General features: G+C 69.6%; 29 protein-coding genes and 1 pseudogene. 15 read left to right on the top strand and 15 right to left on the bottom strand.

Translation table 11 applies throughout. The features are described 5' to 3' along the window. Positions 1 to 30 precede the first annotated feature (30 nt). Positions 31 to 630, top strand: coding sequence for a TetR/AcrR family transcriptional regulator (locus tag VGO10_RS18745; protein ID WP_327471237.1), 600 nt, complete (start codon positions 31 to 33; stop codon positions 628 to 630). Here the strand turns inward: VGO10_RS18745 and VGO10_RS18740 are convergent. Beyond that, positions 616 to 1260 (bottom strand): TetR/AcrR family transcriptional regulator, encoded by a 645-nt coding sequence (locus VGO10_RS18740; protein ID WP_327471235.1) that lies wholly within the window; start codon positions 1258 to 1260, stop codon positions 616 to 618. The two genes, VGO10_RS18745 and VGO10_RS18740, sit on opposite strands and share 15 nt — an antisense overlap. Positions 1261 to 1322: 62 nt before the next feature. On the opposite strand from VGO10_RS18740, the gene VGO10_RS18735 reads away from it, so the two are divergent. Further along, a complete protein-coding gene (locus VGO10_RS18735) occupies positions 1323 to 2318 on the top strand; it encodes an ATP-binding cassette domain-containing protein (RefSeq protein ID WP_327471233.1) in 996 nt (331 codons plus the stop codon). Further along, a complete protein-coding gene (locus VGO10_RS18730) occupies positions 2315 to 3178 on the top strand; it encodes an ABC transporter permease (protein WP_327471231.1) in 864 nt (287 codons plus the stop codon). Before VGO10_RS18735 ends, VGO10_RS18730 begins: the two co-directional genes overlap by 4 nt. A 9-nt stretch (positions 3179 to 3187) precedes the next feature. On the opposite strand, the gene VGO10_RS18725 is transcribed toward VGO10_RS18730, so the two are convergent. After that, the gene (locus VGO10_RS18725; protein WP_327471229.1) at positions 3188 to 3988 is read right to left on the bottom strand and encodes a class I SAM-dependent methyltransferase; all 801 of its coding nucleotides are present in this window, start codon (positions 3986 to 3988) and stop codon (positions 3188 to 3190) included. A gap of 46 nt (positions 3989 to 4034) precedes the next feature. Between VGO10_RS18725 and VGO10_RS18720 the strand changes: the two genes are divergently transcribed. Further along, positions 4035 to 4499, top strand: coding sequence for a nuclear transport factor 2 family protein (locus tag VGO10_RS18720; protein WP_327471227.1), 465 nt, complete (start codon positions 4035 to 4037; stop codon positions 4497 to 4499). A gap of 28 nt (positions 4500 to 4527) precedes the next feature. Here VGO10_RS18720 and VGO10_RS18715 read toward each other — a convergent pair whose 3' ends face one another. The 6 genes from VGO10_RS18715 to VGO10_RS18690 form a co-directional block, all read right to left on the bottom strand. Further along, on the bottom strand, positions 4528 to 4980 hold the full coding sequence (locus VGO10_RS18715; RefSeq protein ID WP_327471225.1) for a MarR family winged helix-turn-helix transcriptional regulator: 453 nt from the start codon (positions 4978 to 4980) through the stop codon (positions 4528 to 4530). After that, complete coding sequence (locus tag VGO10_RS18710; RefSeq protein WP_327471223.1) at positions 4977 to 6407, bottom strand: MFS transporter; 1431 nt, start codon at positions 6405 to 6407, stop codon at positions 4977 to 4979. Before VGO10_RS18710 ends, VGO10_RS18715 begins: the two co-directional genes overlap by 4 nt. Positions 6408 to 6493: 86 nt before the next feature. Then, entirely contained in the window at positions 6494 to 7642 is a 1149-nt protein-coding gene (locus VGO10_RS18705) for a hypothetical protein (protein ID WP_327471221.1), read from the bottom strand. Positions 7643 to 7645: 3 nt separating this feature from the next. After that, positions 7646 to 9415: a S8 family serine peptidase gene (locus tag VGO10_RS18700; RefSeq protein WP_327471219.1), complete on the bottom strand. Its 1770-nt coding sequence runs from the start codon at positions 9413 to 9415 to the stop codon at positions 7646 to 7648. After that, positions 9415 to 10440, bottom strand: coding sequence for a DUF2278 family protein (locus tag VGO10_RS18695; protein ID WP_327471217.1), 1026 nt, complete (start codon positions 10438 to 10440; stop codon positions 9415 to 9417). Before VGO10_RS18695 ends, VGO10_RS18700 begins: the two co-directional genes overlap by 1 nt. Positions 10441 to 10617: 177 nt before the next feature. Then, the gene (locus VGO10_RS18690) at positions 10618 to 10821 is read right to left on the bottom strand and encodes a hypothetical protein (protein WP_327471215.1); all 204 of its coding nucleotides are present in this window, start codon (positions 10819 to 10821) and stop codon (positions 10618 to 10620) included. A 119-nt stretch (positions 10822 to 10940) separates the two neighbouring features. On the opposite strand from VGO10_RS18690, the gene VGO10_RS18685 reads away from it, so the two are divergent. Together VGO10_RS18685 and VGO10_RS18680 are read left to right on the top strand one after the other, a co-directional pair. Next, the gene (locus VGO10_RS18685; RefSeq protein ID WP_327471213.1) at positions 10941 to 11786 is read left to right on the top strand and encodes a tyrosinase family protein; all 846 of its coding nucleotides are present in this window, start codon (positions 10941 to 10943) and stop codon (positions 11784 to 11786) included. Between the two features lies 1 nt (position 11787). Further along, a complete protein-coding gene (locus tag VGO10_RS18680) occupies positions 11788 to 12243 on the top strand; it encodes a hypothetical protein (protein WP_327471211.1) in 456 nt (151 codons plus the stop codon). On the opposite strand, the gene VGO10_RS18675 is transcribed toward VGO10_RS18680, so the two are convergent. Then, positions 12231 to 12998 (bottom strand): DUF2071 domain-containing protein, encoded by a 768-nt coding sequence (locus VGO10_RS18675; RefSeq protein WP_327471209.1) that lies wholly within the window; start codon positions 12996 to 12998, stop codon positions 12231 to 12233. The genes VGO10_RS18680 and VGO10_RS18675 overlap by 13 nt on opposite strands. 116 nt (positions 12999 to 13114) lie before the next feature. On the opposite strand from VGO10_RS18675, the gene VGO10_RS18670 reads away from it, so the two are divergent. Further along, on the top strand, positions 13115 to 13450 hold the full coding sequence (locus VGO10_RS18670) for a hypothetical protein (RefSeq protein ID WP_327471207.1): 336 nt from the start codon (positions 13115 to 13117) through the stop codon (positions 13448 to 13450). A 76-nt stretch (positions 13451 to 13526) separates the two neighbouring features. Here the strand turns inward: VGO10_RS18670 and VGO10_RS18665 are convergent, their stop codons facing one another. From VGO10_RS18665 to VGO10_RS18655, 3 genes are all read right to left on the bottom strand, one after another. Continuing rightward, positions 13527 to 13922, bottom strand: coding sequence for a type II toxin-antitoxin system VapC family toxin (locus VGO10_RS18665; protein ID WP_327471205.1), 396 nt, complete (start codon positions 13920 to 13922; stop codon positions 13527 to 13529). A gap of 5 nt (positions 13923 to 13927) precedes the next feature. Next, on the bottom strand, positions 13928 to 14212 hold the full coding sequence (locus VGO10_RS18660) for a type II toxin-antitoxin system prevent-host-death family antitoxin (protein ID WP_327471203.1): 285 nt from the start codon (positions 14210 to 14212) through the stop codon (positions 13928 to 13930). Positions 14213 to 14398: 186 nt separating this feature from the next. After that, the gene (locus VGO10_RS18655; RefSeq protein WP_327471201.1) at positions 14399 to 14689 is read right to left on the bottom strand and encodes a DUF7144 family membrane protein; all 291 of its coding nucleotides are present in this window, start codon (positions 14687 to 14689) and stop codon (positions 14399 to 14401) included. Between the two features lie 118 nt (positions 14690 to 14807). On the opposite strand from VGO10_RS18655, the gene VGO10_RS18650 reads away from it, so the two are divergent. From VGO10_RS18650 to VGO10_RS18640, 3 genes are all read left to right on the top strand, one after another. Then, positions 14808 to 15293: a universal stress protein gene (locus tag VGO10_RS18650; protein WP_327471198.1), complete on the top strand. Its 486-nt coding sequence runs from the start codon at positions 14808 to 14810 to the stop codon at positions 15291 to 15293. Between the two features lie 4 nt (positions 15294 to 15297). After that, positions 15298 to 16947, top strand: coding sequence for an MFS transporter (locus tag VGO10_RS18645; protein WP_327471196.1), 1650 nt, complete (start codon positions 15298 to 15300; stop codon positions 16945 to 16947). 219 nt (positions 16948 to 17166) lie between these two features. Continuing rightward, positions 17167 to 17538: a hypothetical protein gene (locus VGO10_RS18640; RefSeq protein WP_327471194.1), complete on the top strand. Its 372-nt coding sequence runs from the start codon at positions 17167 to 17169 to the stop codon at positions 17536 to 17538. A 41-nt stretch (positions 17539 to 17579) separates the two neighbouring features. Here the strand turns inward: VGO10_RS18640 and VGO10_RS18635 are convergent, their stop codons facing one another. After that, a complete protein-coding gene (locus VGO10_RS18635) occupies positions 17580 to 18434 on the bottom strand; it encodes a hypothetical protein (protein ID WP_327471192.1) in 855 nt (284 codons plus the stop codon). 225 nt (positions 18435 to 18659) lie between these two features. On the opposite strand from VGO10_RS18635, the gene VGO10_RS18630 reads away from it, so the two are divergent. The 3 genes from VGO10_RS18630 to VGO10_RS18620 are packed head-to-tail and all read left to right on the top strand — an operon-like array spanning position 18660 to position 21451. Beyond that, complete coding sequence (locus VGO10_RS18630; protein ID WP_327471190.1) at positions 18660 to 19985, top strand: HAMP domain-containing sensor histidine kinase; 1326 nt, start codon at positions 18660 to 18662, stop codon at positions 19983 to 19985. Positions 19986 to 20027: 42 nt separating this feature from the next. Then, positions 20028 to 20840 (top strand): hypothetical protein, encoded by an 813-nt coding sequence (locus VGO10_RS18625; RefSeq protein WP_327471188.1) that lies wholly within the window; start codon positions 20028 to 20030, stop codon positions 20838 to 20840. 47 nt (positions 20841 to 20887) lie between these two features. Beyond that, positions 20888 to 21451, top strand: a complete 564-nt coding sequence (locus tag VGO10_RS18620; protein WP_327471186.1) for a dihydrofolate reductase family protein — start codon at positions 20888 to 20890, stop codon at positions 21449 to 21451. Positions 21452 to 21486: 35 nt separating this feature from the next. On the opposite strand, the gene VGO10_RS18615 is transcribed toward VGO10_RS18620, so the two are convergent. After that, positions 21487 to 21885 carry a hypothetical protein gene (locus tag VGO10_RS18615; protein WP_327471184.1) on the bottom strand — a complete coding sequence of 133 codons (399 nt, stop codon included), beginning with the start codon at positions 21883 to 21885 and terminating at the stop codon, positions 21487 to 21489. Positions 21886 to 21999: 114 nt separating this feature from the next. Here VGO10_RS18615 and VGO10_RS18610 point away from each other — a divergent pair, with 114 nt between their 5' ends. Beyond that, positions 22000 to 22740 carry a class I SAM-dependent methyltransferase gene (locus VGO10_RS18610; RefSeq protein ID WP_327471182.1) on the top strand — a complete coding sequence of 247 codons (741 nt, stop codon included), beginning with the start codon at positions 22000 to 22002 and terminating at the stop codon, positions 22738 to 22740. A gap of 360 nt (positions 22741 to 23100) precedes the next feature. After that, positions 23101 to 23649: a GNAT family N-acetyltransferase gene (locus VGO10_RS18605; RefSeq protein ID WP_327471181.1), complete on the top strand. Its 549-nt coding sequence runs from the start codon at positions 23101 to 23103 to the stop codon at positions 23647 to 23649. 334 nt (positions 23650 to 23983) lie between these two features. Here VGO10_RS18605 and VGO10_RS18600 read toward each other — a convergent pair. Continuing rightward, a pseudogene (locus tag VGO10_RS18600) lies at positions 23984 to 24194 on the bottom strand (methyltransferase type 11); the annotation flags it as partial.

The raw sequence follows: 24194 nt of genomic DNA, 5'->3' as shown, positions 1-24194 counted from the left end.
GGGCAGCAGGATTTTTTGCTATCAAGTTTTGTGCCCCAGGACGAGCGCGAGGAGCTGATGGCCGCCTTCGCCGCCATCGTCTACGAGCGTGGCTACGCCCTGACCGAGCTGCATGAGGTCGCCGACAGGGCCGGCGTGACGCCCGCGGCGATGGGCCGATACTGGTCCGGCGAGCTCGACTGCCTGCTGGACACCGTCGCGACCTTCACGCATCAGCTGTTCGGGCGCGCCGGCGCGGCGTTCATGCGCGCCGACGGTGACGGCCCGCGGGCGCTGCACGCGGCGTTGACCACCGTCCTGCACGACCTCGCACGCGCCCCCGAGATGACCTACATGTCGGTCGTCGAGCTGCCCCGCCTCGGACCGCTGGCCCACGAGCGCCAGGCGCGCACGGTCGCGCTCTTCGGTGAGCTGCTTAGCGCGGGCTTCGCGGGGCTGCACGAACTCCCGCCTAGCCCCGAGACCGTGGCGCTCTGCCTCGGCGGCGGCATCTGGGAAGCCGTGCGCCGCCACGCCGTCGAACGCCGCCTGCACGAGCTCCCCGACGCCCTGCCCGCCATCAGCCACGTCTGCGTCAGCACGTTCTACGACCTCGACGAGGCCCGGCGCGTCAGCTCACTTGCCGCCTGACGTCCCGTAGTCGCCCAGCCCCGCGGCGAGCTGGTCGTAGGCGCGCGCGGCCTGAGGCCGCAGGCGGGCGGCCAGCTGCTCGGGGTCCTCCCCGGCAAGCAGGCCGTCGAACGCGGCGCGGAAGATCGTGATCAGCGCCCAGGCCAGCGCGCGGGCGACGACCGCCGGGACGAGGTCGTCCTCGTCGGCTCCGGTGGCCTGCGCGACGGCGGCGACGAGCGTGGCGGCCTCGTTCTCCCACCCCGCCGCCAGCCGCTGCTGCAGTGCCGGGCTATCGCGCACGATCCGGGGGACGACGAGGCGGTCGTCGCCTTCGCCGGACGCGACGGTGTCGAGCATCGCCTCGGAGCTCGCGCGAAAGACGTCGAGCACCGCGGTGCCGGGCGGCCGCTCTTCGATCGCCGCCTGCAGCTGGGCCAGCCGCGTGTCCCCGCCGGCGAAGACGAGGTCCTCCTTGGTGGCGAAGTGGTTGAACACCGTCTTCTCCGACACGTCGGCGGCGATGGCGATCTCGGCGACGGTCACGGCGTCGAAGCCGCGCTGGGCGAAGAGCCGCCGTGCGGTCGCGGCGATCGCGTCGCGGGTGGCGCGCTTCTTGCGCTCGCGGAGGCCTTCGTTCCGTGCTGCCATAGGGAGTTTAGCATAACAGTCACAGTAGAATTACAGCGACTGTAGTGTTAGTCTGCCCGGCCATGACCCCTCTTCCCTCCGCCATCGAGGTCACCGACCTCGTCAAGACCTACGGCGACGTCGAGGCCGTACGCGGCGTGTCGTTCACCGTTCCCCGCGGCGAGGTCTTCGGCTTCCTCGGCCCCAACGGCGCCGGCAAGAGCACGACCATCAACATGCTCTGCACCCTGGCCACGCCGACGTCCGGCACCGCGCGCGTCAGCGGCTTCGACGTCGTCGCGCAGCGTGATGACGTGCGCCGCCACATCGGCCTCGTCTTCCAGGACCCGACCCTGGACGGCTACCTCACCGCCACGCAGAACCTGCGCCTGCACGCCGAGCTGTACGGCATCGACCCTGGCGTGATCGACGCCCGTATGAACCAGATGCTCGAGATGGTCGATCTCGCTGACCGGCGCGACCAGCCGGTGATGACGTTCTCCGGCGGCATGCGCCGCCGGCTGGAGATCGCCCGCGGGTTGTTGCACTCCCCGCGCGTGCTGTTCCTCGACGAGCCGACCATCGGCCTGGACCCGCAGACGCGCAGCTCGATCTGGCGTTACATCCGCGCGCTGCAGGAGGCCGAGGGGACGACGATCTTCATGACCACGCACTACATGGACGAGGCGGAGCTCTGCGACCGCATCGCGATCATGGACCGCGGGGAGATCGTCGTCCTCGACACGCCGGAGGCGCTGAAGGCCGCCGTCGGAGCCGACCGGGTGGTGCTGGGCACCGCCGACGACGACGCGGCCATCGCCACGCTGCGCGAGCGGTTCGGGATCGAGGCGTCGATCGCCGAGGGCGCCGTGACCTTTCACGTCGACGCCGGCGAGGCGTTCGTCCCCCGCCTGTTTGCCGAGCTCAACGTGGCGATCACGTCGGTCTCGGTCTCGCGGCCAACGCTCGACGACGTCTTCATGAGCTACACAGGCTCGACCATTCGGGACGCGGAGACCGACGGCGTGGGCAGCATGAACCGCGCGATGATGCGCGCGATGGCGGGGGCGCGGCGATGAGCGCCACGGTCGCGGATGTTGTCGCCGCCCGGGTGCCGGAGCGGTCGTGGCGCTCGGAGTGGCGGGCGGTGAAGACCGTTTGCAACCGGGAGCTGATCCGCTTCGTGGGCAACCGCGCGCAGATCATGATGTGGTTGATTCAGCCGCTGCTGTTCTTGTTCGTGTTGGGCTCCGGCCTGCAGTCGCTGTCGGCCGCGTCGACCAGCGGCGTCGACCTCAAGACGTTCATCTTCCCCGGCGTCCTCTGCTTTGCGGTGACGTTCTCCGGGATGCTGAGCGCCGCGTCGCTGGTGTGGGACCGCGAGCTCGGGTTCCTGCGCGAGCTGACGATCGCGCCGGTCAGCCGGGCGTCGATCCTCCTCGGCAAGTGCTTGGGCGGGGCGATCATCGCGTCGTCGCAAGGCGTGATCCTGCTGACGCTGGCCGGGCTGGTGGGCGTCCCCTACGACCCGATCCTGATCCTCGGCGTGCTCGGCCTCCTCCTGCTGCTGGCCGTCACCGTGACCTCGTTCGGCCTGCTGGTGGCGGTCCAGATCAAGCAGGCCCAGACCTTCACGAGCATCATGCAGTTGTTCGTGATCCCGATGGTCTTCGTGTCGGGTGCCCTCTACCCGGTCTCCGGGCTACCGACCTGGCTCGGCGCGCTCAACCGGATCGACCCGCTGACCTACGCCGTCGACCCGATGCGCCGCCTGGTCTTCGACCACCTCGACGTCTCCGACGCCGCGCGGCAGACGCTCGACCCGGGCGTCACCTGGTGGGGCTGGCACCTGCCGTCGGCGCTCGAGGCCGGGATCGTGCTGGCACTCGGGCTGGCGATGCTGAGCGTCGCGATCTGGCGGTTCAGCCGCACCGAGTAGCGGCTGAGGTCAGCTGCCTGCCGGGTCGCCGAGCTCGAGCGCCGCGAACGTGACGTTCGGCGACGACGGCGGGTAGAGCTTGGAGCGCTGCAGCGCCATGGCGATCTCGACCTTGGAGAAGCCCGGGTTCTCGACCACGACGTTCTCGCGATCCCAGCGTGACCCGGCACGCGTGATGACCGAGATGCAGTCGTTGAGGTAATCGACGCCACCCCAGGAGATCTGCTCCTGGCTGATGGCGCTGAGGCCGACCTCGGCGCCGAGCGCCTCGACAACGGTGGCTGAGACGCTCGACGCGCGCCAGCCGTTGTTCTTGCCCTCATAGACCGACGGGTCATGCGCGGCGAGGTTGGAGTGATGCAAGAAGGCCACGCCGCCGGGCGTGAGAATCCGCGCGATCTCGGCCAGGTAGCTCTCCATGACGTCGCGCTCGACGTGCACCAGGGAGTCAAAGCTGAAGACGAGGTCGATCGAGCCGTCGGCGGCCATCGGGAGCGTCTTGCCGTCGTTGACGTGCCCGCTGACATGACGGTCGCCGGCGAAGCGCTCGGCGCAGTGCGCGATCGCGGTCTCGGCGAGATCCACGATGACGATCTCCGCGCACAGATCCTTCAAGAAGTGCGTCCAGCGGCCATAGCCCGGCGCGATCTCGAGGATCCGCTCCGCGGGGACGTAGCCCTGCAGCCGAGGGAACAGCGTCGTCCACCACTGATGCGACACCCCACCCCAAGCATCGGACCACTCGTCACCCTGCTTGGGCCACGCGTAGCTCTGGTCCCACATCGAAAGGTTCTCGGCGATGACGGCCATACCCCGATCCTCGACGCAGAGCGCGCGGACTTGAGACAGTCACGCAATGGATCGTGTCGCCGATGTCCGGGCACGGCTGCAACAGCACTGGGAGGCCTCCGAACGTGGGGACCTCGACGCTGAACATGCGATCTACGCGCCAGACGCGATCCTGGACTACCCGCAGTCCGGCGAGCGGTTTCGCGGCCGGTCAAAGATCCAGGCGCAACGTGGCGGGCACCCGGCCGAACGCCACTTCACCATCCGCCGGATCATGGGCGGCGGCGACCTTTGGGTGAGCGAGTGTGTGATCACCTATGACGGCGTGCCCACATACTCGGTGAGCATCATGGAGATCACCAACGGTCTCGTCACGCACGAGACCCAGTACTTCGCTGACCCCTTCGACGCGTCTCCCGGGCGGGCTGCGCTGGCTGAGCAGATCCGCCAGAGCGAAGCCGCCGCGACTGAGGGCGATGTCGTCTCACTCGACGACCTGCGCGGGCGACTAGGCAGCGATCCGCAGACGTGACCGACGAGCCTTGGCAACTCGCTTCCCCCTAGCGCTCGTCCTGCGCAGCGAGCAGCGCCGCGACGATCCGGTCCAGCGCTGCGAGCTCTTCGGGCGGCAGCGCGCGCAGGGCTACCGGCGGCTGGCCGAGCATCCGGTTGGCCTTCTCCGCCGCGCGCCGGCCGGTGGCCGTGACCGTCACGATCTTCGCCCGCCGATCGGTGGGATGCGGCGTGCGCTCGACGAGCCCCTTCTGCTCCAGCTCGTCGACGATCACCGAGACGTGCGGCGGATCGGTCCCGAGCGCGTCGGCGAGCTGGCGGCCGGTCATCGGCTTCCACGCCAGCCGCCGCAGCGCCTTGATGCGGGCGAAGCTCATGTCGAGCGCCTCGCTCACGGCCCGCTGCTGGTCGTTGTCTAGGACGAGATCCTGCATCGACCGCCACGCACGCTCGGCGACGTTCTTCTCGCCGCCGCGGCGCCGGTATTCGTCCGCGCTCATGACGGCACCTCCGCCAGGCGGCGGGCGGTCTGGGCGGCCGTGCGGTGCGCCCACTGCGTCGTCGTCGCCAGCCCGAGCGCGAAGACCGCCGCGCCGCAGCCGCTGACGATCCACCAACCCGTATGACTTGCCACCGGAAGGCCATCGTGCAACGAGGCGCCGGCGACGCCCGCGGTCGTGACCGCGCCGACGATCGCAACGCCAAGCGACTGCCCGATCATGCGCGAGGTCGACGCCACCGCCGCCGCGACGCCGGCCTGGTCGGCCGGCATCCCCGATACCGCGGTGTTCGTGATCGGCGGGTTGACGAAGCCGAAGCCGATGCCGAAGATCGCGTAGGCCGCGACCAGCAGGCCCATCGGGGTCGTGGCCGTCAGCCCGGTGAGCAGCAGGCAGCCCAGTCCGATCCCGGCGCCACCGATCAGCAGCGGCACGCGCGGGCCGAGCGTCCCGACCACGCGGCCGGAGACCGGTCCGAACAGGAACGTCATTCCCGCCATCGGCAGCGTCAGCAGGCCGGCGTCCAGCGGGCTGAAGCCGCGAACCTCCTGCAAGTACAAGGTGTTGAGGAACAGGAAGCCGGCCATCGCGGCAAACGCGCAGACGGCGATCGCGGTCGCCCCGCTGAACGGCACGCTGCGAAAGAAGCGCAGCTCGATCAGCGGCTCGCGCCGGCGCGGCTCGTAGAGGACGAGCCCGGCGAGCGCCGCGACGCCCACACCGAACAGCCCGACGATGCGCGCCGACGTCCAGCCCACCCCCGGGCCTTCGATGATCGCGTAGGTGATCGAGGCGAGCATCACGATGATCAGCGCCTGGCCGACGGGGTCGATGCGCCGCGCCTTGGCCGCCCGCGACTCCGGGACGTAGCGCGCAGCCAGCGCGATCGCCAGCAGGCCGACCGGGATGTTCACCAGGAAGATCGCGCGCCAGCTGATCCCCACCAGGGCGCCGCCGACCACCGGGCCGAGCGCGAGCGAGATCCCGACGACCCCGCCCCACACGCCGATCGCCTGCGCGCGCTCGCGCGGCTCCTCGAACGTGTTGCGGATGATCGACATCGCCACGGGGTTGAGCATCGAGCCGCCCACAGCCTGCACCATCCGGAAGACGACAAGTGCGGAGACGCTCGGCGCCAGCGAGCACGCGAGCGAGCCGAGCGTGAAGACGACCAGGCCGACCTTGAACACGCGCACGCGGCCGAGGCGGTCCGCGGTCGAGCCCGACAGCATCAGCAGCGACGCGAGCACCAAGGTGTAGGCGTCGATCGTCCACTGCAACTCGGAGACCGACGCGTCGAAGTCGGTCCGGATCGCGGGCAGCGCGACGTTCACGATCGTCACGTCGAGCCCGACGATCAGCAGGCTCATGCAGCAGATCGCCAGGACGCGCAAGCGCCCGCGCCGGTCGAGGTCGGTTGTAGCCATATAACCGTTATAGCAGTACAACCGTTATATGGCTACAACCACGTCCGCGGGAGCCGCCAATCGACGTCTCGACGTTCGGTCGGCGACTAGAGCGGGGCGAGCAGGTCGATCGCGATCCACGGCTTGTCCGCCGGCGGCTCGGGGGCGACCTCGACCCGGAAGTGGCGGTCAGCGGCGGCGATCGCGGCCCGCAGGTGGTCGACGTGAGCTTCGTAGGTGAAGTGCACCGTGAAGTCGTTGTCGTCCGGATCCGGGCGTCCCTCCAGGATCGCATCGAGCGTCGGCAGGTCGGGGTTGTCGAACTTGCCGTTGGCCGAGAAGACGTAGTGCTTGGCCCGCAGCCGCCGGAAGTCCTCAGCGCTGACGTCGTGCGAGGAGCCGTGGTGCTGGACCTTCAGGACGTCCAGCTCCATGATGCCGTCCGGCTCCACGAGCCCGGCCTGCTCGAGGCCGGCGAGCGTGAGATCGCCGCGCGCGTCGCCGGTCAGCAGGATGCGGTGGCCGCCGAGCTCCGCGAGCACCACGATGCTCGACAGGTTCGGGACAGAGGTGTCGTCGTGCGCGGCCGCGACCAGCGGTGGGATGAAGTCGCCCGCCTCGCGCTCGGCCTCCCACTTGTCGTGGAGGTCGGCGACCCGCTGGGCGTCAGGGGCAATGATCGTCAGCTTCAGCCCGCCGTCAAACGTGACGACCCGCGCGGGCTGACCCGGGCCAGACGCCTCGATGAGCCCGTCGATCGGGCTGTTGATGGGGATGCCGAGCGTGCGCGCGTTGTCGCGCAGCGTCGCGCCCTGCCCGACGCTGGCCGCGACCAGCGCGGCCGCCGCGACATCTGGGTGGTCGGTCTCGTCGGCGAGCTTGCTCAGCGCGGCGGCATCAACCGCGGGCGGCGCGCCGACCAGATCCTCGAACGCGTTGTGCCACAACTTGCGGATACGCAGTTGGGCGGGCTTGCTGTCGCTGTTGCGGCGGATCATGGCCTTGGTCAGGTCGATCAGGCCCGCGATGTGGTCCGCGTCGATGTGCGACACCATCGCGAGCTGGGCGTCGATCGCGACGTCCTCGGCGACACCCGCGGTCTCGCGCAGCTTCTCGATCCGCGGCGCGAGGCTCTCACGGTAGGTGCCGGGCGGCCCGCCGTCGATGATCGCGAACTGCGGATCGGCCGGGTCGCCCCAGTGGAGCAGGAGCGAGTCGCCGTGCTGGGCCCGGAGGGCCTCGAGGGTGAAGATCATGTCCTAGACCGCCTGGAGTGCTCGGAGGGTGTCGATAAGACCGGCGCCCTGAAACGAGCGCTCGCGTTGCAGGTCGGTCGCGCTCTCGCAGAGGATCCGCTTGACCTCCTGTGGCTGGCCGATCAGCTCGCGGTAGCGGCCGAGCAGGAGCGCGGCGACGCCGGAGACGTGTGGGGCGGCCATGCTGGTGCCGTCGAGCTCGTCGGCCTGGCCGCCGGGAACCGGGCCGGTGATCTTCTCGCCGGGCGCGACGAGGTCGGGTTTGGCGCGGCCGTCCCCGGTCGGGCCGCGCGAGGAGAACCACGAGACGCCGTAGGCGTGCGGCTCCAGCCGGTGGGTCGCGCCAACGGTGATGACCGCCTCGGCGTTGCCGGGGTCCGTGATCGAGATCGCGCGGAAGCCGTCGCTCGCCACGCCCTGGTAGGCGTAGGTCGTGGTCCCGGCGTTGCCGGCGGCCGCGACGGCCACGACGCCCGCGCCGATCAGCCGGCTGCACTCGTCGCACGCGGGCGTGCGGCCGCAGGCGTAGTTGCGGACCGCGTGGTCGAGCGACAGGCTGAGGTTCACGCCGTGGATCCGCTGGCGGTCGCCACGGCCGTTGCGAGCGCGGATCCAGGAGAGGGCGGCGAGCAGCGCGAACTCGTCGCCGTTGCCCTGGTCGTCGAGCACGCGGAGGTCGAAGAGCGCGAGGCCGGGCGCGACGCCGCGCAGTTCTTGATCTGGCGGCGCGGGCTTGTCGTCGCTGCGCCAGTCGCCCGCGAGGATGCCGGCGACGTGGGTGCCGTGCGGGTGGGTCGGCGCCTTGTAGGCGTGCTCATCGGTGTGCGGGATCGTGATGAGGCGCTCGAGCGCGACCCAGTCGACGGTCTTGCCCTGCTGGAGGGCCGTGTCCAGGTCGTCGAACGCGTCGAACGCGGCGCGGTCGTCGGCGTCGCGGGCGCCGGCGCGCAGCGCGCGCAGCTTCGTGAAGTCGAGTGTCGCGATGACGGTCGAGCCGTCCCCGTACGGCGACTCGAGCGGCACCCCGTCGGCGTCGCGGCGGCGGAACGCCGGATGGGTCGCATCGATGCCGCCGTCGATCACCGCCCACGCGAGCCCGCTGGTGTCGACCTCGAAGACGCGCTGGGCCGCATCGGCCTTGACGGTCCGGCGCGAGTCATAGATCGCGGCCCGCACGGGCCGGTTGGCGGTGACCGACCAGAGGACGGGCGGGCGGTCCTCGAGCTTGTGGACCGGGTCCAGCGCCTCACCCACGATCTTGGCGAGCGGACGCTCGATCGCGCCGTCGGTGAGCAGCGCCGCGGCGAGCCGGACCAGCCAGGGCAGCTCACCGAAGGTCGTCGCCGGATCGTCGGGGCGCGGGAGCAGGGCCAGCGGATCGTCGTCAAAGCGACGCAGCGCGGTCAGGATCTGCTGCGATGGCTCCGCCTCTGGCTGGCCGGCCAGATGCCACCACCAGGGCGTCATCGGCAGGGCGGCCCACAGCAGCTCGCGCAGCGTCAGCCTCGCGACGACGTAGGAGGAGGTGTAGGACAGGTGTGCGTCGCGGCCCCCCTTCCCGCGATGGTCGAGGCGCCGCCGCAGTTCGGCGGCCAGCCCGCCCGCCGTCGCGTCCTGGTGCGGCGTGAGCAGCAGGTCGACGCGCTCGTCGCCCGCCTCGTTGTAGGCGGCCCACACCTCCGGCGCGACCGGCGAGTCCTGCGTGAACCGCGGCGTCGCATGCCCGCCGAAGATCAGGAGATCGAGCTGTTGGGTGTCTACCCGCTGAGGCATCAGAACGCGACCGTCCAGCCTTCTCGCTGCGCCTGCGCCTTGGTGTAGGACACGCCCGAGATCTTCAGCCCCGTCGCATCCAACAGCGTGATGATCCCGCCCTGGTTTCCCAGCGCGGTGGGCTTGATCAACGGCACGCTCAGCGTCTGGCCCGCCGCAAGCGGTCCGGGCGGAACAGCGGACTTGGCCTTGACCTTGTCGGCGATCGTCCAGTCGCTCAGGTCGACCGCGACCGGTGAGGCGTTCAGCAGCACGACGCTCTCGGCCTCGTCACCGCCGCCGACCGGGTTGACCATCGCCGCGAGGATCCGCACTGGCGCGTCCTGCTCGGCGCCGGTCGCGGGCTGGTCGTCCGCGGCGCCGGCGTGGCCGGTCGTGTCGTCGGTGTGCCAGGCCTGGTTCTGGAAGGCGAGGAAGATCGCGACCCACCGGTCCTCGGGCGGCGGCAGGTGGATCAGCAGGCCACCGTCGTTCCAGACACCGTCATCGCCCTGGTGGCCGGCCTCGTTGCCCTGGTTCATGTGGATGTCGTGGATCCCGGTGCTGGGGTCGATGTCCGGGAAGATCTGGTCGGCGTCGGTGTCGCGCCAGAGCGAGCCGATCGCCGAGATCCGGACGTTCGAGTCGGCCAGCGCCCGGTCGACGTAGTGCTGGAGCAGGTCCTCCAGGTCGTTGTCGGGACCCGCGACGTCGGCGGGGATGATGCGCATCGTGCCGGGGTCGAAGAGGTTGCCTCGAATGTAGTCGAGCGCCGCGCCGTTCGGCTGGTGCGTCAGCGGATGCCAGCCGTCGCCGAGCGCACCTATCGCCGCCGTGACCGAATGGGCGAAGTCGTCGATCACAACGTACTTGAGTTGCCGGGCCTCCAGTGCGCCCTGGGAGTCCGACAGCACGTTGACCGGGATCCGAAGGCTCTTGCCATCCTGATCCTCGAGGCGGATCTGGAAATGCACCTTCCCGGTGCCGGACTCGCGCTTGGCCGCCACGGCCTTCGCGGTGAGCACGCCATAGTCCTTGACCGGCATCCGTCCCGTCCTCCCAGCTCCGTAGTAGCGCAAATCGTTGAGCGGCGATCAGCATACGGACCAGGCTGGGTTCCTCCAAACGCGCCCAGGCAACCGGCCCGGCAAAGCTAGATGCGGGCCCCTGCAGCCCGCCGGCGGTCACCACTTGGTCACAACCTGCCCGAGCGCATCGGCGTGTCACGCGCCCTGCTGGTCGCCTCGTGACTCCTCACTCACCCGGTCGTCTGCCTCCGCCCGACGGTCGGCGCGCACCGACCTCCTCGCGCGGCGCTCGGTCCACCATGCGCCGAGCGCCGCGGTGACCGGCGGCAGGCCGAACAGCACGGTCTCCTCGACGGGCATCCCCATGATGTGCGCCACGATGGAGAACGAACCGCTCATATTTTGACACTAGTCGCGCGCACTCGGTGCGCGCAAGGGCTATTGCGACAGTCATCGATTTGCGCTGCTGTGCGGTTCGGGCTAGGCTCGCGGCGCACAACTCAAGGAGGACGTTCGTCGTGAGCCCGATCGGTACCGCGAGTCCCACCAGCCCCGTTGCCGTCCTGCGCCAGCGCCGGGGTGTGACCGCGCTCGACGACAACCAGCTGACGCTGCTGCGCGAGGCGTTCCAGACCGTCCAGGCGCTGTCCGACGATCGTGGCTACCAGTACCACGCGGGCCTGCACGGACTGCCGTTGCCCAAGTACTGCAACGTGGCCCACGGGCAGCCGACGTTCCTGGCCTGGCACCGCGCCTACTTGTACAACTTCGAGCTGGCCCTGCGCGACCAGGTGCCGGACGTCACGCTGCCGTGGTGGGACTGGCGCACGGTGCGCGACGTGCCCGAGGCCTACGCCGCACCGCAAAGCCCGGACGGCGCCGACAACCCGCTCTACTCCGTCCACATCAACGACCTCGCGATCGAGCAGGCGAAGACCGACAAGGACGATCGGTTCGACCATGTCCTCGCCAACTACCCCGACACCCTCCGCGCCCCGGGCCAGCCCGGCGCCCCGGCGCTCCCGACCACCGCGGAGATCGAGGCGCTGCTGGACGAGCCGCAGTTCCTGGACTTCCAGACCCAGCTCGAGGACAAGCACGGCGATGTGCACGTGTGGGTCGGCGGCCACATGAGCGACATCCCGTTCGCCGCGTACGACCCCATCTTCTGGGCCCACCACAGCATGATCGATCGCGTCTGGCGCCTCTGGCAGCTGCGCCACACCCAGACCGCACTGCCCGACTGGCTGCTGCACAGCCCGTTGCCACCGTTCAAGCAGACCGTCGCCGACGTCCTCACGGTCACCAACCTCGGCTACGACTACGCCGTCACCACCGCCCGCGACCCCGGAAGGCAGGCCTGACATGGACCGCTACGTCTCCGAGCCGATGCTGCTGCCGCCGCTGGCCGACCCGGACCTCCCGATCACCCGTACCGACCTGGTGTTCTACGACGTCGACCCACTCGGCCCGAGCTACGTCGCCCACGTCTACCTCGACGCGCCCGACGCCAACATCGACACCCCGCGCGAGGCCTCCAGCGGCTACGCGGGGTCGTTCACGATCTTCGGCCATGGCGGCTGCTTCGGCGACGACGAGCGCCACTGCGCCCACCACGGCCCGGCGGACCCGTTCGACCTCCGCGCGCCGCGCGGCGTGCCACGACAGGTCAAGACCGTGACCGTGACCGACGCGCTCCGCGCGCTCGACGGCGACACGTTCCGGGTGACGGTCGTCCCGGTCGTCCCAAGCCCCGACGGCCCGGCGCCGACCGACACCCTGGACTTCGGCCAGCTGCGGCTCCTGAGCTACGGCTCCTGACGCGACGGCGCCACGGGTCGGGAGACCGTGATCGCTGAGCCGGCCGCGAGGGAGACGTGGCTGGGCTGCGTGTCGGCAAGCCACGCCCAAGAGGGTCCGTAGATGGCCGCGAAGTCCACGTTGAGATCGATGGCAGCGATCTCGTGCAGCGCCCAGGTGGGATGCGCGATGTGGTAGAGCACGGCCGCACCGTTGCGGCGCCGACCAATGCCCAAGGAGTGATCGGTCAGCCAGTGTGCCGGACTGTCGGGCACAGGGAGCGTGCCGATCACCGAGGCTGTCACGTCAATGGTCGAGCCCTTGGCGAACCGGTGCCAGACGCGCACAGAGCTGGAACCTGCTTCGAGCTCTCGGCCACAGGACATCGGGACGCGGACGTATGGCTCGTTGTACCTGAGCCGAGCGATGGTTGCGATGGCCCGGCGCGGAACGAGCTCACGGATGAACACGACGGCACGCTGGCCGCGATAGCGGACGTAGAACCGGAGGTTGATCTCGGGAAAGCGAATGTGACCCGGTATGGGAACGCGCCGGACGCGTGTCTTTGAGAACTCGAACGCGACGAGGCTGACGCGCGGCGAGCCCTCGAGTGTGTCGATCGTCGCTCCCGGAGGCAGATACGGGGTGAGCTGGTCCTGCGAACACGGGAAGGTGATGCCAACGACGTCACGCCAGTCCGCTGTCAGGAACGGTGCTCCGGGCGGCGGAGAGATGTCGGTGACGGGCGCAACGTCGTCCTCGATCACGTTGCTCATTCGGCCATGATATGGGGCCGACGACGCACGGCGTCGGTCGCGAATCGGCCACCCCAGACTGGCACGGCGTCATAGTTGACACTCGTTTACTGGTTACCGATCATCGCCCACACGTCATGACCACAACCGCACTGACGATCGCTGCCTTCGACCAGGCCACCGCCACGCTCGTCGCGGCGGTCGTCGCCGCGCTCGCTTCCCTGCTCTCGCTCGTACCAAAGTTCCTCGAACTGCAGCAGCAGCACCAGCGGCGGCGGCGCCTCATCGCGGAGCTCTCGCGCGAGACGCCCATGAGGAGCTACAAGCTGTTGAGCGTGCGCCTCGGGATGAGCGAGGACGAGGTCGCGTCAATGATCGCCGACATCGATGCCCACGGTGTCCTTATGAAGGACAACGACGGGAATGAGATCAGGGGCGTGGCCCTCGACTCCCGCCACGACGTGCGCTCGTGACTCCGTTAGCAGGAGCGGCGGGCCTGTCGCCACTGCGCGCCAGCGGGAAGCTCTGGGTCGACGCCGCCGCCGGGTCTCAGCTCGGCGCGATCACGGCGAGTCCGTGCTCGCGCGCACCTTCTGCGAGCCGCACGTCGAACGTCATGATCGACGCGACGTGCCCGTTGGCGGCGAGCCGAAGCGCAGTTGCAAGATGGATCGCGTCGAGCGTTGCGACAGCTGCAGGCGAGACCGCCTCAGCCACCGAAAGGATCGCATCATCCATCGGCACGAGTGACACGCCGGCCAACCATGTCTCAATCTCCTCGCGGGCGATGCCGGTCCGAAGCCCCACGCGATGCAGCTCGATCCGAAGCAAGCGGCTGGAGACGACGGCGTCAAACGCGACCAACGCAGCACCGATCACGTCGCTGTCGGGCTCGTCAAGCACGACGCGTCCGAGCGCGCTCGTATCGAGGTAGACACCCGCCACCGACGTTACGCCCGCTCCGCGCGACCTTCCGCCAGCAACGCGTCCGTCGTGCCACCGGGCGTCCGACGCCGAGGCCGGCGTGCGATCACGTCGGTCAAGCTGGCGCTGGGAAGCGTGGCACCGTACTCGGCGACAAGCGCGGCATACGCGTCCGGGACCTGCTCACCCGCAGGTGAGAGGCGCGCAACCACACGACCGTGCTCCGTGACCTCAAGCGACGCCCCGTTCTTGACCCGCTCCAGATAGCGACTTAAGTTCTGACGCAGTTCGCGAACGCCGACGGTCGACATTGTGCGTCAACTGTAGCACATTATACTTCCCACCCCCGGAGTCGGCACCCAGGGGCACGGCCAGAGCACGTTGGCAATTGCTCCGGAACCCTAAGCCGGGGGCTCACGGGCATCGCTTTCGTCGGGGCCAACGACATCCTCGAACTCCCCGCCGTGCGGGCCCCTGCGCTGGCAGCGCACAGACGTTCACCGCGCGCCGCCGCCGTAGGCGGCCAGCCCGTAGATGACCAGGATGTCGAGCCACCGGCCGAACTGGTGGCCGTTCCAGATCGAGAACGCAGCGATCATCTGGATGGCGCCAATGCCGAGCGTGACCCATCCCCAGGTGCTGAGACCGCTGAGGATGTAAGACTGGTCGTTGACGAAGAAGTGGGAGCCGCCGATCGCGGCGATTCCGTAGATGATGTTCAGCACGCTGATCAGCGCCATCATGATCCCGGCGAACAGCATCCAGCCGGCGCCGTCAGCCGCAGGCAACCCGGGCGCCCGGTGTCCGTGGTGGTGGCCGCACCCCGACGACCTTGGTGGCCACACGCACGCAGACGGTGGCCCGCCATCCCGCGATACCACGACGCGGCTGGTCTCATCTCAGACCATGGTCAACGACACGCGCCCGGTGGTCGTCTCGTTCGACGGGTCGGCGCCCTCGGAGGCCGCGCTGCGCGTGGCCGTCGCCGAGCTGCCCGGCCGCCACCTGGTCGTGGTCAGCGTCTGGGAGCCGAGCTTCGGGACCGCGATGCTCACCCCCACCGACCCGAGCGCCGTCGCCTACGGCCTGCCGAATCCGGACGAGATCATGACCGTCGACCGCCTCCAGCGCGAGCACGCCGGGGCGGTCGCCGAAGCTGGCGTCACCCTGGCCGAGCGGCTGGGAGCGACCGCCGAGGCGATGCCCGCGCGCGACGACGACAACGTGGCCCGGACCGTGATCGCCGCGGCCGAGCGGTGTGACGCGGCGCTGATCGTCGTCGGCTGGCGCGGCCTGGGCGCGGTCAAGGCGCGGCTGCTGGGCTCGACCACGCGCCGCCTCCTGCACGACTCGCGGCGCCCGGTGCTCGTCGTCCGCAACGGCGAGGCGTAGCGCCATGCCCGCAGCCGTCGGCGCCGCCACACCTCCGCGGGCCGGACCGGCGCGCAACGCGGGCTGGATGCCGATCGTCGTCCTCGCCTCCGCGCAGTTCGTGATGGTGTTGGACAGCAGCGTGATGAACGTGTCGATCTCGCAGATCGTCGCCGACCTCGACACGTCGATCCAGGGCGTCCAGGCGGCGATCACGTTCTACACCTTGGTCATGGCGTCGCTGATGATGCTGGGCGCCAAGCTCGGCGACGTGCTCGGCCGCTCGCGCTGCTTTGCCATCGGGCTGGCGATCTATGGCCTGGGATCGCTGACGACCGCGATCAGCCCCAACCTCACCGTCTTGCTGATCGGCTGGTCGACGATCGAGGGCATCGGGGCGGCGATGGTGATCCCGGCGATCATGGCGCTGGTCGTGGCGACCTACGACGGCGCCCGCCGCGCCACCGCGTTCGGGATCGTCGGCGGCGCAGCCGGCGCGGCGATCGCCACCGGACCGCTGATCGGCGGCTGGGTGACGACCGAGTTCTCGTGGCGCTACGTCTTCGTCGGCGAAGTCGTCGTCGTCGCCGCCATCCTCCTCTCCCGCCGCCGCGTCCTGCCGAACCTGCCGATCTCCCACCCGCCGCACCTGGACCTCGTCGGCGCCGCGCTGGCCGGCGGCGGCCTCGGCCTCGCCGTGTTCGGCATCCTCAAGAGCAGCACGTGGGGCTGGGTCGAGCCGCTCGCCGCGCCGGAGATCGGCGGCCACGAGATCACGCCGCTCGGGTTCTCGATCGTCCCGTTCCTGATCCTCGCCGGCATCGGCTTGTTGATGGCCTTCGCCGTATGGGAGGAGCGGCGCGAGCGCGACGGGGCCGACACGCTGCTTGATCGCTCACTGATCCGCATCCCTCCGCTGCGCGCCGGCCTCATCGCGCTCACCATGCAACAGCTGACCCTGCTCGGCACGTTCTTCGTCCTGCCCGTCTACCTGCAAGTCGTCCTTGGCCTCGACGCCTTCGAGACCGGCAAGCGCCTGTTTCCCATGTCGGTGACGATGTTCATCGCCGCGCTGGCCGGGCCGCGCCTGGCGGCAGGCTTCGCGCCGCGACGGGTGGCGCAGGCCGGCTTCCTCGCCCTCGTCGCGGCCGCGGTGCTGTTGCTCGACACGATCGACGTCGAGCTCGACGGCACCGCGTTCGCCGTCGGGCTGGCGATCTTCGGCGTGGGCGCGGGCCTGCTCATCTCCCAGCTGGGCAACATCATCATGTCGTCGTCGCCGGAGGCCAAGACCAACGAGGCGGGCGGGCTCCAGGGGACCGCGCAGAACCTCGGCGCGTCGCTCGGAACCGCGCTGATCGGCTCGATCTTGATCGCCACGCTGTCCAGCGGCTTCGTCGCGCGCGTCGCCGAGAACCCACGCGTGCCGGAGCGCGCGCGCCAAGAGATCACCCAACGCGCGCAGGCGGGCATCCCGGTGGTGCCGGTCGCCGACGTCGAGGCAGCGGCGCGTGATGGCGGCGTGACGCCGGCCCAAGCGCAGGCGATCGCCGACGACTACGGCGACGCGGAGCTCGATGCGCTGCGGCGTGCGCTGGGCGCTGTGGCCGCGCTCGCGCTGCTCGCCCTGTGGACCACGCGGCGATTGCCCCTGCGTATGGATGGAAAGCGGTGAGTTGCCTTTCAACAGTCGCCGCGCCGCTGGGCGCTGCCTTCTATGCGGTCGACCGGGACGCCACGCCGAGCGTGCGATAGACCGGTGCCGTCGCCGCCACTTCCCGCCATCGTCACAGCCCATCTCGGATCGCGAGATGTTGCACGGACGCTCTACGGAGCCCTCGTCGGGCTGGCACTCGTCGTCGCTCTCCAGGAACATCCCCCGGCGCCTGGGGCGATGGCCATCCTGCTCATCGTGACGGCCGTCACCGTCGGGCTCGCCGAGCTGTACAGCGAGGCGGTCTCGCTCGAAGCCCGGACACGCGCGCCCCTCGATCGCCGTCAACTGCGCTCGGTTGCCGGCGAAGCAATCGCGGTCATCGTCGGCGCCGCGTTTCCCGCGCTGTTCTTCGTCCTCGCAGCGCTCGGCGCCTGCGACATCGACCTCGCGTTCGCGCTCTCGAAGTGGTCCGGCCTCGCGCTGATCTGCACCTACGCGTTCCTGGCGGCCCGCCTCGCCGGCGCGACCGTGCCGCGTTGCCTCGTCCACGCCGCGGCCCTCGGCCTGCTCGCGGGAGCGTTGATCGCCGTCAAGGCCATCCTGCACTGACGCGCGCGCACCCAGCGCGATGGTGTCACCGCCGGTTTGTCTCAGCCCTCCGCGGGTTGAGGCCGCAGGAAGCCCTGAGGCTGGTGGTCGGCGCGAGGACGCGGCGGCTGCGGATCGCCGTCGCCTGGGCCTTGGATGTCGTTCTTGCGGATCGCGGTGTAGGTGACGAGGGCGATGAAGAGCACCAGCTCGATCGCGCTGACCGTGCCGTCCCCGAGGCCGAGGCCGGTCTGCAGGTGTGGCTTGCTGAACCAGTCGGCGAACGAGGCGCCCAGCGGGCGGGTGACGACGTAGGCGGCCCAGAAGGCGACGACGGGGTTGAGGCCGAAGCGCCACCAGCCCAGCATCGGCAGCGCGATGATGCCGCCGAAGAGGATAGCCGAGGCAAAGAAGCCCCAGTTGAGCGTGATCGCGGTGAGGTCGCCGGCGGCGGTGCCCAGGGCGAAGGTCGCCAGGACGGCGGCCCAGTAGTAGGTCTCGCGGCGGCGGGTGGTGATGGTGTGGATGTCCAGCGTGCCCTCGCTGCGCTGCCAGCGCCAGAACACGATCCCGACCAGGGCGGCGAAGAACGGGGTCGTGACCGCGTAGGAGAGCCCGAGACCGTCCTTGATCCCGTCGGCGACCATCGTCCCGAAGATCGCCACCATCATCACCGTGAACCAGTAGGTCGGCGCGTGGTACTCGCGGCGGCGGTACTGCAGCCGGAACGCGAACGCCGTGCCGAAGACGCCGACGAGCCCGGCGATCGGGACGCTGTGCTGGCCCATGAAGTCCGACATCGCCTCCCCCATCCCCGTCGTGAGGATCTTCAGGACCCAGAACAGCACCGTGATCTCCGGGACCTTGGCGGCAAGTGGCTCCAAGCCACCCGCTTGACCGCGAGAAGCGCGCAACATCGTGTCCTTTCGACGTAGTGGGGAGAGGGGCGCAAGCCGCTCGGCTCGGAACGGCATGACGAGCGCGTGCGCGGAGCGCAGGGTATGGAGGAGTGCCTGAACCCAACCTGAACACGCGCCCGTCCGCGCGCACGGATCTGGCGAGACGCATATCGTCGGCGGCATGTCACCGACGGGCACGGTTGCGGCCGTTCACACGTTGCGCGGCGTGGGTTACGAGTTGCGATGAGCTTCAGCGCGCGGCTGCTGCTCACGTCGCTGGTCACGCTGGCGGTCGGCCTGGGCGCGTTGGTCGTCGCCGGCAACGTGCTGCTCGATCGTCGCGTGGGCGCTGAGGTCTCCAACGAGCTGCGCGTCAACGCCCAGGCCCAGCTCGCGACGCTGGCGATCACGAGCTCAGGGGTGTCCGTTCGCGAGGCGCCCAACGACGAGGCGCTCGATCGCCACGGCTGGGTGATCGATGGTGATCGGGTCATCGAGCGGGCGACCAACGTGTCGGCGGCGCTGGATCGGACGGCGGTCGCGCTCGGTCGCGCGCGGGCGTTCGGAGACCACGATGCCGACGGCGTCGGCGACATCCATCTGCGCGTCGTGCCGATCGTCGAGCCCGGGCGCGCCGGCCCTGTGGGCGCGGTCGTCGTCGCGCTCTCGACCGCGCCGCTGGAGAACCTGCAAAAGCAGGTCCTGGTCGGCTCGCTGATCATCGCCGCGCTCGTGCTGCTCGCGGGCGCGCTGGCGCTGCGCACCGCGATCGGCCGGGCGCTGGAGCCGGTGGTGCAGATGACGTCGCGGGCCGAGGACTGGGGCGCTCACGACCTCGATCGCCGCTTTGACCTCGGCCCGCCGCGCGACGAGCTGACCGGCCTGGCTACGACGCTCGACGGCCTGCTGGACCGCATCGCCGCCTCGCGTCGCCACGAGCAGCGCTTCGCCGGCGAGATGGCCCACGAGCTGCGCACGCCGATCGCCGGGCTGCGCGGCCGGGCCGAGCTGGCGCTGGGGGCGGCCGGCGCCGACGCGATCACCGAGAAGGACGATGCCTTGCGCGCGGTGGTCGCGCAGTCGGCCCGACTGACGAACACGGTCGACACCCTGCTGGCCGTCGCACGGCGCGAGCTCGATCCGACCGAAGGCGCGGTCGATCTGGTCGCACTGGCGCGGGAGGTCGAGCAAGTTGATGTTCTTGAGCCGGCCGGCGATCTGCCGCTCGCCGAAGGCGAGCCCGACGTCCTGCGCCGTGCGCTGGCACCGCTCGTGGCCAACGCCCAGCGCCATGCACGCGAGCGGGTCACGCTGGAGCTGTCTGCGGGTGAAGGCCGGGTCCGGATCACCGTGCGCGACGATGGCCCTGGGCTCGACCCCGGGCTGGGCGAGCGCGCCTTCGACCCGGGCGTGCGCGGCTCTGGAGAGACGTCTCCGGGTGCCGGCCTCGGGCTGCCGCTCGCACGGCGCCTCGCGCGCTCGTGTGGCGGCGACGTCCTGGTCGGCGACGGCCCCGGCGGCTGCTTCGTCTTAGAGCTGCCCGCGGTGCGGTCTGTCGGCGAGCGCTAAGCAGTCAGGTCAACGCAAGGTTGCCCGGTGCACAGTGCGACCATGACCACCACCACCCACGCGGACACCGTTCCTTCGCTCGGGCGCAAGATGTTGAACAAGGTCCCGGAGGTCACCCTCTTCTTCTGGATCATCAAGATCATGTGCACCACCGTCGGCGAGACCGCCGCCGACTACCTCAACGACAACCTCGGCTTCGGGTTGACCAACACCACGTACTTCACCGGCGCGCTGCTCGCCGTCCTCCTGCTGGCCCAGTTCCAGTTCAAGCGCTACGTCCCGCTGATCTATTGGGCAGTCGTGGTCGTCATCAGCGTCTTCGGCACGCTCATCACCGACAACCTCACCGATGCACACAATGTGCCGCTGCTGACGTCGACGATCGTCTTCTCGGTGATCCTCGCCGCCGTGTTCGCCGTCTGGTACGCCGTCGAGCGCACGCTCTCGATCCACTCGATCGTCACGACCCGCCGCGAGGCCTTCTACTGGCTGACGATCCTCTTCACCTTCGCGCTGGGCACCGCGGCCGGGGACCTGCTGGCCGAGAAGGCCGACCTCGGCTACGCGGTCTCGATCGCGATCTTCGCCGGCGCCATCGCGGCGGTCACCTTCGCCCACTACGTGCTCAACATGAACGCGATCCTGTCGTTCTGGTTGGCCTACATCCTGACCCGCCCGCTCGGCGCGTCGATCGGCGACGAGATGTCCCAGAACAGCCACAAGTACGGCGGGGTCGGCCTCGGCACCACCGGCACGTCCTACATCTTCCTCGCCTGCATCCTCGCCCTGGTGACCTATCTCACGATCACCAAGAAGGACCAGACGCCGCCGGATCTCGTGCTCGCCGAGACGTGAACTGAACAGCGAACGACCGCCGGCATAGGGCCCGCGATACTTGAGCCATGGTGATCTACTCGATGGGCGTTTCAGTCGACGGCTTCATCGCTGACCGCGACGGGGCGTTTGCTTGGTCGGGCCCAAGCAACGAGCAGTTCGGCTTCCACCTCGCCGAAGTGCGCGGGCTCGGGGCCTACCTGATGGGCCGCCGGCTCTACGAGACGATGCTGGTCTGGGAGACCGAGCCGTCGCTGCGCAGCGACGCGGACAGGACGGCGTTCGCCGACGTCTGGTGCGCGCTCCCGAAGATCGTCTTCAGCCACACGCTCGACAGCGTTCAGGGCAACGCTCGGCTCGCCCGCGCGTCACTAGCCGAGGAAGTGGCAACAGCCCTCGACGCCACTGAGGGCGACGTCTCGATCGGCGGTGCTGATTTGGCCGCGCAAGCGATCCAACTCGGCCTCGTCGACGAGCTGCACATGTTCCGTTATCCGGTCGTCGTCGGTGGCGGGACGCCGTTCCTCCCGCCAGTCACCGACGAGATCTCGCTCGACCTGATCGAGACGAGGACCTTCGGTTCGCGCGTCGTCTACGAGTGCTACAGGCACGTCCGCGATCAGTCGGATTGACACGCGCGCCACGGCACCCCGTCGTCCCCGTGCCGCTACTCTGCCTGGCGGCCGAGGGTCGCGACGAACCGTTCGATCCGGCGGCGCTCCTCCTCGGGCAACGGGCCGTCGTGTTCGACGAGCAGCGTCATCGGCGCGCGATCGCGAGCCCAGGCACGGGCGTCGTCGCCGAACGCGGGCGCGATCCAGATCAAAGCGAGCCCGGCCGCGAACTCGCGCACCGACGCCTCGGCGGCCGCCGGCGTCGACTCGCGCCGCAGCACCGCGACGGCGGGTCGATCCAGGGCCCGCGCGACGGCGTCGATCGCATCGAGCTCACCGGCGTTCAGGGCCAGCGCCATTTCGCCCTGACGCAGCAGCTCCCTCGCCCAGCCCGCGGGGGCGGCTTCGAGTGCGGAGGCTGGGGTCACGAGACGGAAGACGGGGTCGGTCACGGCGCGAACCGTAGCGCCGTCGGCAGCTCGAAGCGTCCGCGCCTACGGCTGACGCGTGCCTTTGATGGAGATCGAGCGGCGGAACCTTCGGGCCGCTCATCCGTCTAGGCCAGCATGCCGGTTCGCATCCCCGATCTATTAACGCGACTTCGTGTCGGACTGCGGCTGCGACAGCGGCTGCGCCCGCCGGCCGATGTCAAAGGCGACGAAGAGCTTGCCTGGTGGCTGCAGAAGTGGAATCCGGCCCTGACAGGTGACGACTTCGTGCCCGACGACGTCCTGGAGCTGCTTCCCGGTGAGGAGCTCGCGCCGACGTACGAGGGGCGACGCTGGCAGCAGGCACGCGCTGCGGTCCGCCGCATCCTCCAGGAGTCGGGGATCGAGGACACCAACTTCTTCGACGGCAAGGTCGTGGTGGACATCGGACCCGGAGCGCTCGGGTTTCCCGACGCGTGCCCGGCGCGCATGAGCATCGGCGTCGAGCCCCTCGCTCACCGGTTCGCCGACGCGGGCTTGATGCTCTCCTCGGACGCGGTCTACCTCGCCGCTCGCGCGGAGGCGATTCCGCTGATCTCCGGAACGGTCGATGTCGTGGTGGCACGCAACAGCCTCGACCACGTCGATGACCCACGGGCCGTCGTCGCCGAGGCACGACGCCTGCTGCGCCCAGGCGGCACGCTCATCCTGAACTTCGACGTCGACCACACCCCCACGCCGACCGAGCCACACGCGCTCGACGCCGAGCAGGTCCGGTCGTGGCTTCACCCCATGGCGCTCGTCTTTGAGGACGCGTGGACATATCCGCACGGCTACGACGGCCACGCGGTCGTGCTGGTCGCCACCCAGCCTTGGTGACCTCACCGTGCCCATGACCGCTCGGGTTCGCTTCAGCCTCGTCCTCCGCCTCATTCGCACAACGCCGGCGCTCCCGCCGGCGGTTGCCTGGTTCCTCTGCCGAGCGCTCTGCGTCGCAATCGCCAGCGGCGACACGTTCTCCCTGCGCACCACTCCACCCTGCCGACCCGCTCCGCCTCGCCGAACTCGTCGCCGGCTACCACGACGAGATCCGGCCAGAGGCGTGACATGATCATCACGATTCCGCGGCGTCTCCGCCGACCGAATCGCGCCGCCATACCGAGACGCGAACCTGTGCCGGGCACCGACAGCTCCCCTCGTAGCGCCACCCCGTCAGAAGCCGGCCCTCTCAGCGCCGCCTTGGCAGCCGCGTTCGAGAGCGACCCCGTGCTCAGTTGGCTGATCCCGAACCGGCACCGACGGCAACGCCGGCTCGAGCGGTTCTTCCAGTTGGAGTTACGACACGTCGTGCTCCCCGCCGGGAGGGTGTGGACCGTTGACGGGAGCGCCGGCGCGTCGCTGGAGTTGCCCCCGCACAACTGGAGAATGCCGATCGGCGCACAGATCGCACACGGCCCGGCTTTCACGCGAGTGTTCGGAACACGGCTCCTGCACGCGTTCGGGCTGATCACCGCGATGGAGCGCCGCTACCTCCGCGAGCCTCACTACTACTTCCCCTACGTCGGCGTCGCCCCCGACGCTCAAGGACAAGGGCTCGGCACCACGCTTATGCGACCAACCCTGGAGCGCTGCGACCGCGAGCAACTCCCCGCCTACCTCGAAGCGACCAGCGAACGCAATGCCGCCCTCTATGAACGTCTCGGCTTCGAGCACCTTGGCGTGTTCAGGTTCGGCGGCAGCCCACCGCTCTGGCCGATGCGGCGGCCGCCGGGCCCACCGCCGAGGTGAGCGACACCGGTCCGAGCAGCGCGAGATGTTCGACCGTTCGGCCAGTAGGACCGCTCACATGCCTCCACCGCGTTGGCGACCAACGCTCGAGGACTACATCGACGTCGCAGGGTTCCTGCTCGCCGCGACGCCAGAGGCGATTCGCAGCCCTGCCGCGCATCGGATCGGCCGAGTCGGCGCTCCATGCTCCGTTCGCCTCACTCGGAGGCCAAGACGCCTACCCGGATGCTCGACCAGGCCGCAGTCCTCATCGCCCATCTCGCACAGGACCAGCGACGCTAAGCGTTGCGTTGCTCGATTCCTCTGCTCCTCGATGACGGCTACCTGCCCGCCGTCAGGTGGGCTTGTGCGCCACGAACAGGTAGCGGTTGAGACTGAAGAAGTAGTCGGGGCCGAGCCCGGCGAGGTCTTGTGCCCATGCTGTGGCTTCGGCCTCGCTCACGCCGTTGCGACCGGGTACGAACCTGGCGATCAGCTCAAGCATTCCGGCGCTGTAGGTGTTGGGGTCATAGCCGGCGTTGAACAACGGCACGATCTGGCGGTCG

Source organism: Baekduia sp. (assembly GCF_035996765.1).
GTDB lineage: Bacteria > Actinomycetota > Thermoleophilia > Solirubrobacterales > Solirubrobacteraceae > Baekduia.
Note: the sequence above shows the minus strand (reverse complement) of the source record. Positions and strands in the feature narration are given on the sequence as shown.

Coding starts and splice junctions, on each gene's coding strand:
- VGO10_RS18625 (WP_327471188.1), top strand. CDS start 20,028: ATGACCACCACCACCCACGCGGACACCGTTCCTTCGCTCGGGCGCAAG.
- VGO10_RS18735 (WP_327471233.1), top strand. CDS start 1,323: ATGACCCCTCTTCCCTCCGCCATCGAGGTCACCGACCTCGTCAAGACC.
- VGO10_RS18715 (WP_327471225.1), bottom strand. CDS start 4,980: ATGAGCGCGGACGAATACCGGCGCCGCGGCGGCGAGAAGAACGTCGCC.
- VGO10_RS18700 (WP_327471219.1), bottom strand. CDS start 9,415: ATGCCTCAGCGGGTAGACACCCAACAGCTCGATCTCCTGATCTTCGGC.
- VGO10_RS18690 (WP_327471215.1), bottom strand. CDS start 10,821: ATGAGCGGTTCGTTCTCCATCGTGGCGCACATCATGGGGATGCCCGTC.
- VGO10_RS18610 (WP_327471182.1), top strand. CDS start 22,000: ATGCCGGTTCGCATCCCCGATCTATTAACGCGACTTCGTGTCGGACTG.
- VGO10_RS18660 (WP_327471203.1), bottom strand. CDS start 14,212: ATGTCGACCGTCGGCGTTCGCGAACTGCGTCAGAACTTAAGTCGCTAT.
- VGO10_RS18645 (WP_327471196.1), top strand. CDS start 15,298: ATGCCCGCAGCCGTCGGCGCCGCCACACCTCCGCGGGCCGGACCGGCG.
- VGO10_RS18620 (WP_327471186.1), top strand. CDS start 20,888: ATGGTGATCTACTCGATGGGCGTTTCAGTCGACGGCTTCATCGCTGAC.
- VGO10_RS18730 (WP_327471231.1), top strand. CDS start 2,315: ATGAGCGCCACGGTCGCGGATGTTGTCGCCGCCCGGGTGCCGGAGCGG.
- VGO10_RS18740 (WP_327471235.1), bottom strand. CDS start 1,260: ATGGCAGCACGGAACGAAGGCCTCCGCGAGCGCAAGAAGCGCGCCACC.
- VGO10_RS18720 (WP_327471227.1), top strand. CDS start 4,035: ATGGATCGTGTCGCCGATGTCCGGGCACGGCTGCAACAGCACTGGGAG.
- VGO10_RS18680 (WP_327471211.1), top strand. CDS start 11,788: ATGGACCGCTACGTCTCCGAGCCGATGCTGCTGCCGCCGCTGGCCGAC.
- VGO10_RS18695 (WP_327471217.1), bottom strand. CDS start 10,440: ATGCCGGTCAAGGACTATGGCGTGCTCACCGCGAAGGCCGTGGCGGCC.
- VGO10_RS18640 (WP_327471194.1), top strand. CDS start 17,167: ATGGCCATCCTGCTCATCGTGACGGCCGTCACCGTCGGGCTCGCCGAG.
- VGO10_RS18630 (WP_327471190.1), top strand. CDS start 18,660: ATGAGCTTCAGCGCGCGGCTGCTGCTCACGTCGCTGGTCACGCTGGCG.
- VGO10_RS18670 (WP_327471207.1), top strand. CDS start 13,115: ATGACCACAACCGCACTGACGATCGCTGCCTTCGACCAGGCCACCGCC.
- VGO10_RS18635 (WP_327471192.1), bottom strand. CDS start 18,434: ATGTTGCGCGCTTCTCGCGGTCAAGCGGGTGGCTTGGAGCCACTTGCC.
- VGO10_RS18710 (WP_327471223.1), bottom strand. CDS start 6,407: ATGGCTACAACCGACCTCGACCGGCGCGGGCGCTTGCGCGTCCTGGCG.
- VGO10_RS18650 (WP_327471198.1), top strand. CDS start 14,808: ATGGTCAACGACACGCGCCCGGTGGTCGTCTCGTTCGACGGGTCGGCG.
- VGO10_RS18705 (WP_327471221.1), bottom strand. CDS start 7,642: ATGATCTTCACCCTCGAGGCCCTCCGGGCCCAGCACGGCGACTCGCTC.
- VGO10_RS18675 (WP_327471209.1), bottom strand. CDS start 12,998: ATGAGCAACGTGATCGAGGACGACGTTGCGCCCGTCACCGACATCTCT.
- VGO10_RS18725 (WP_327471229.1), bottom strand. CDS start 3,988: ATGGCCGTCATCGCCGAGAACCTTTCGATGTGGGACCAGAGCTACGCG.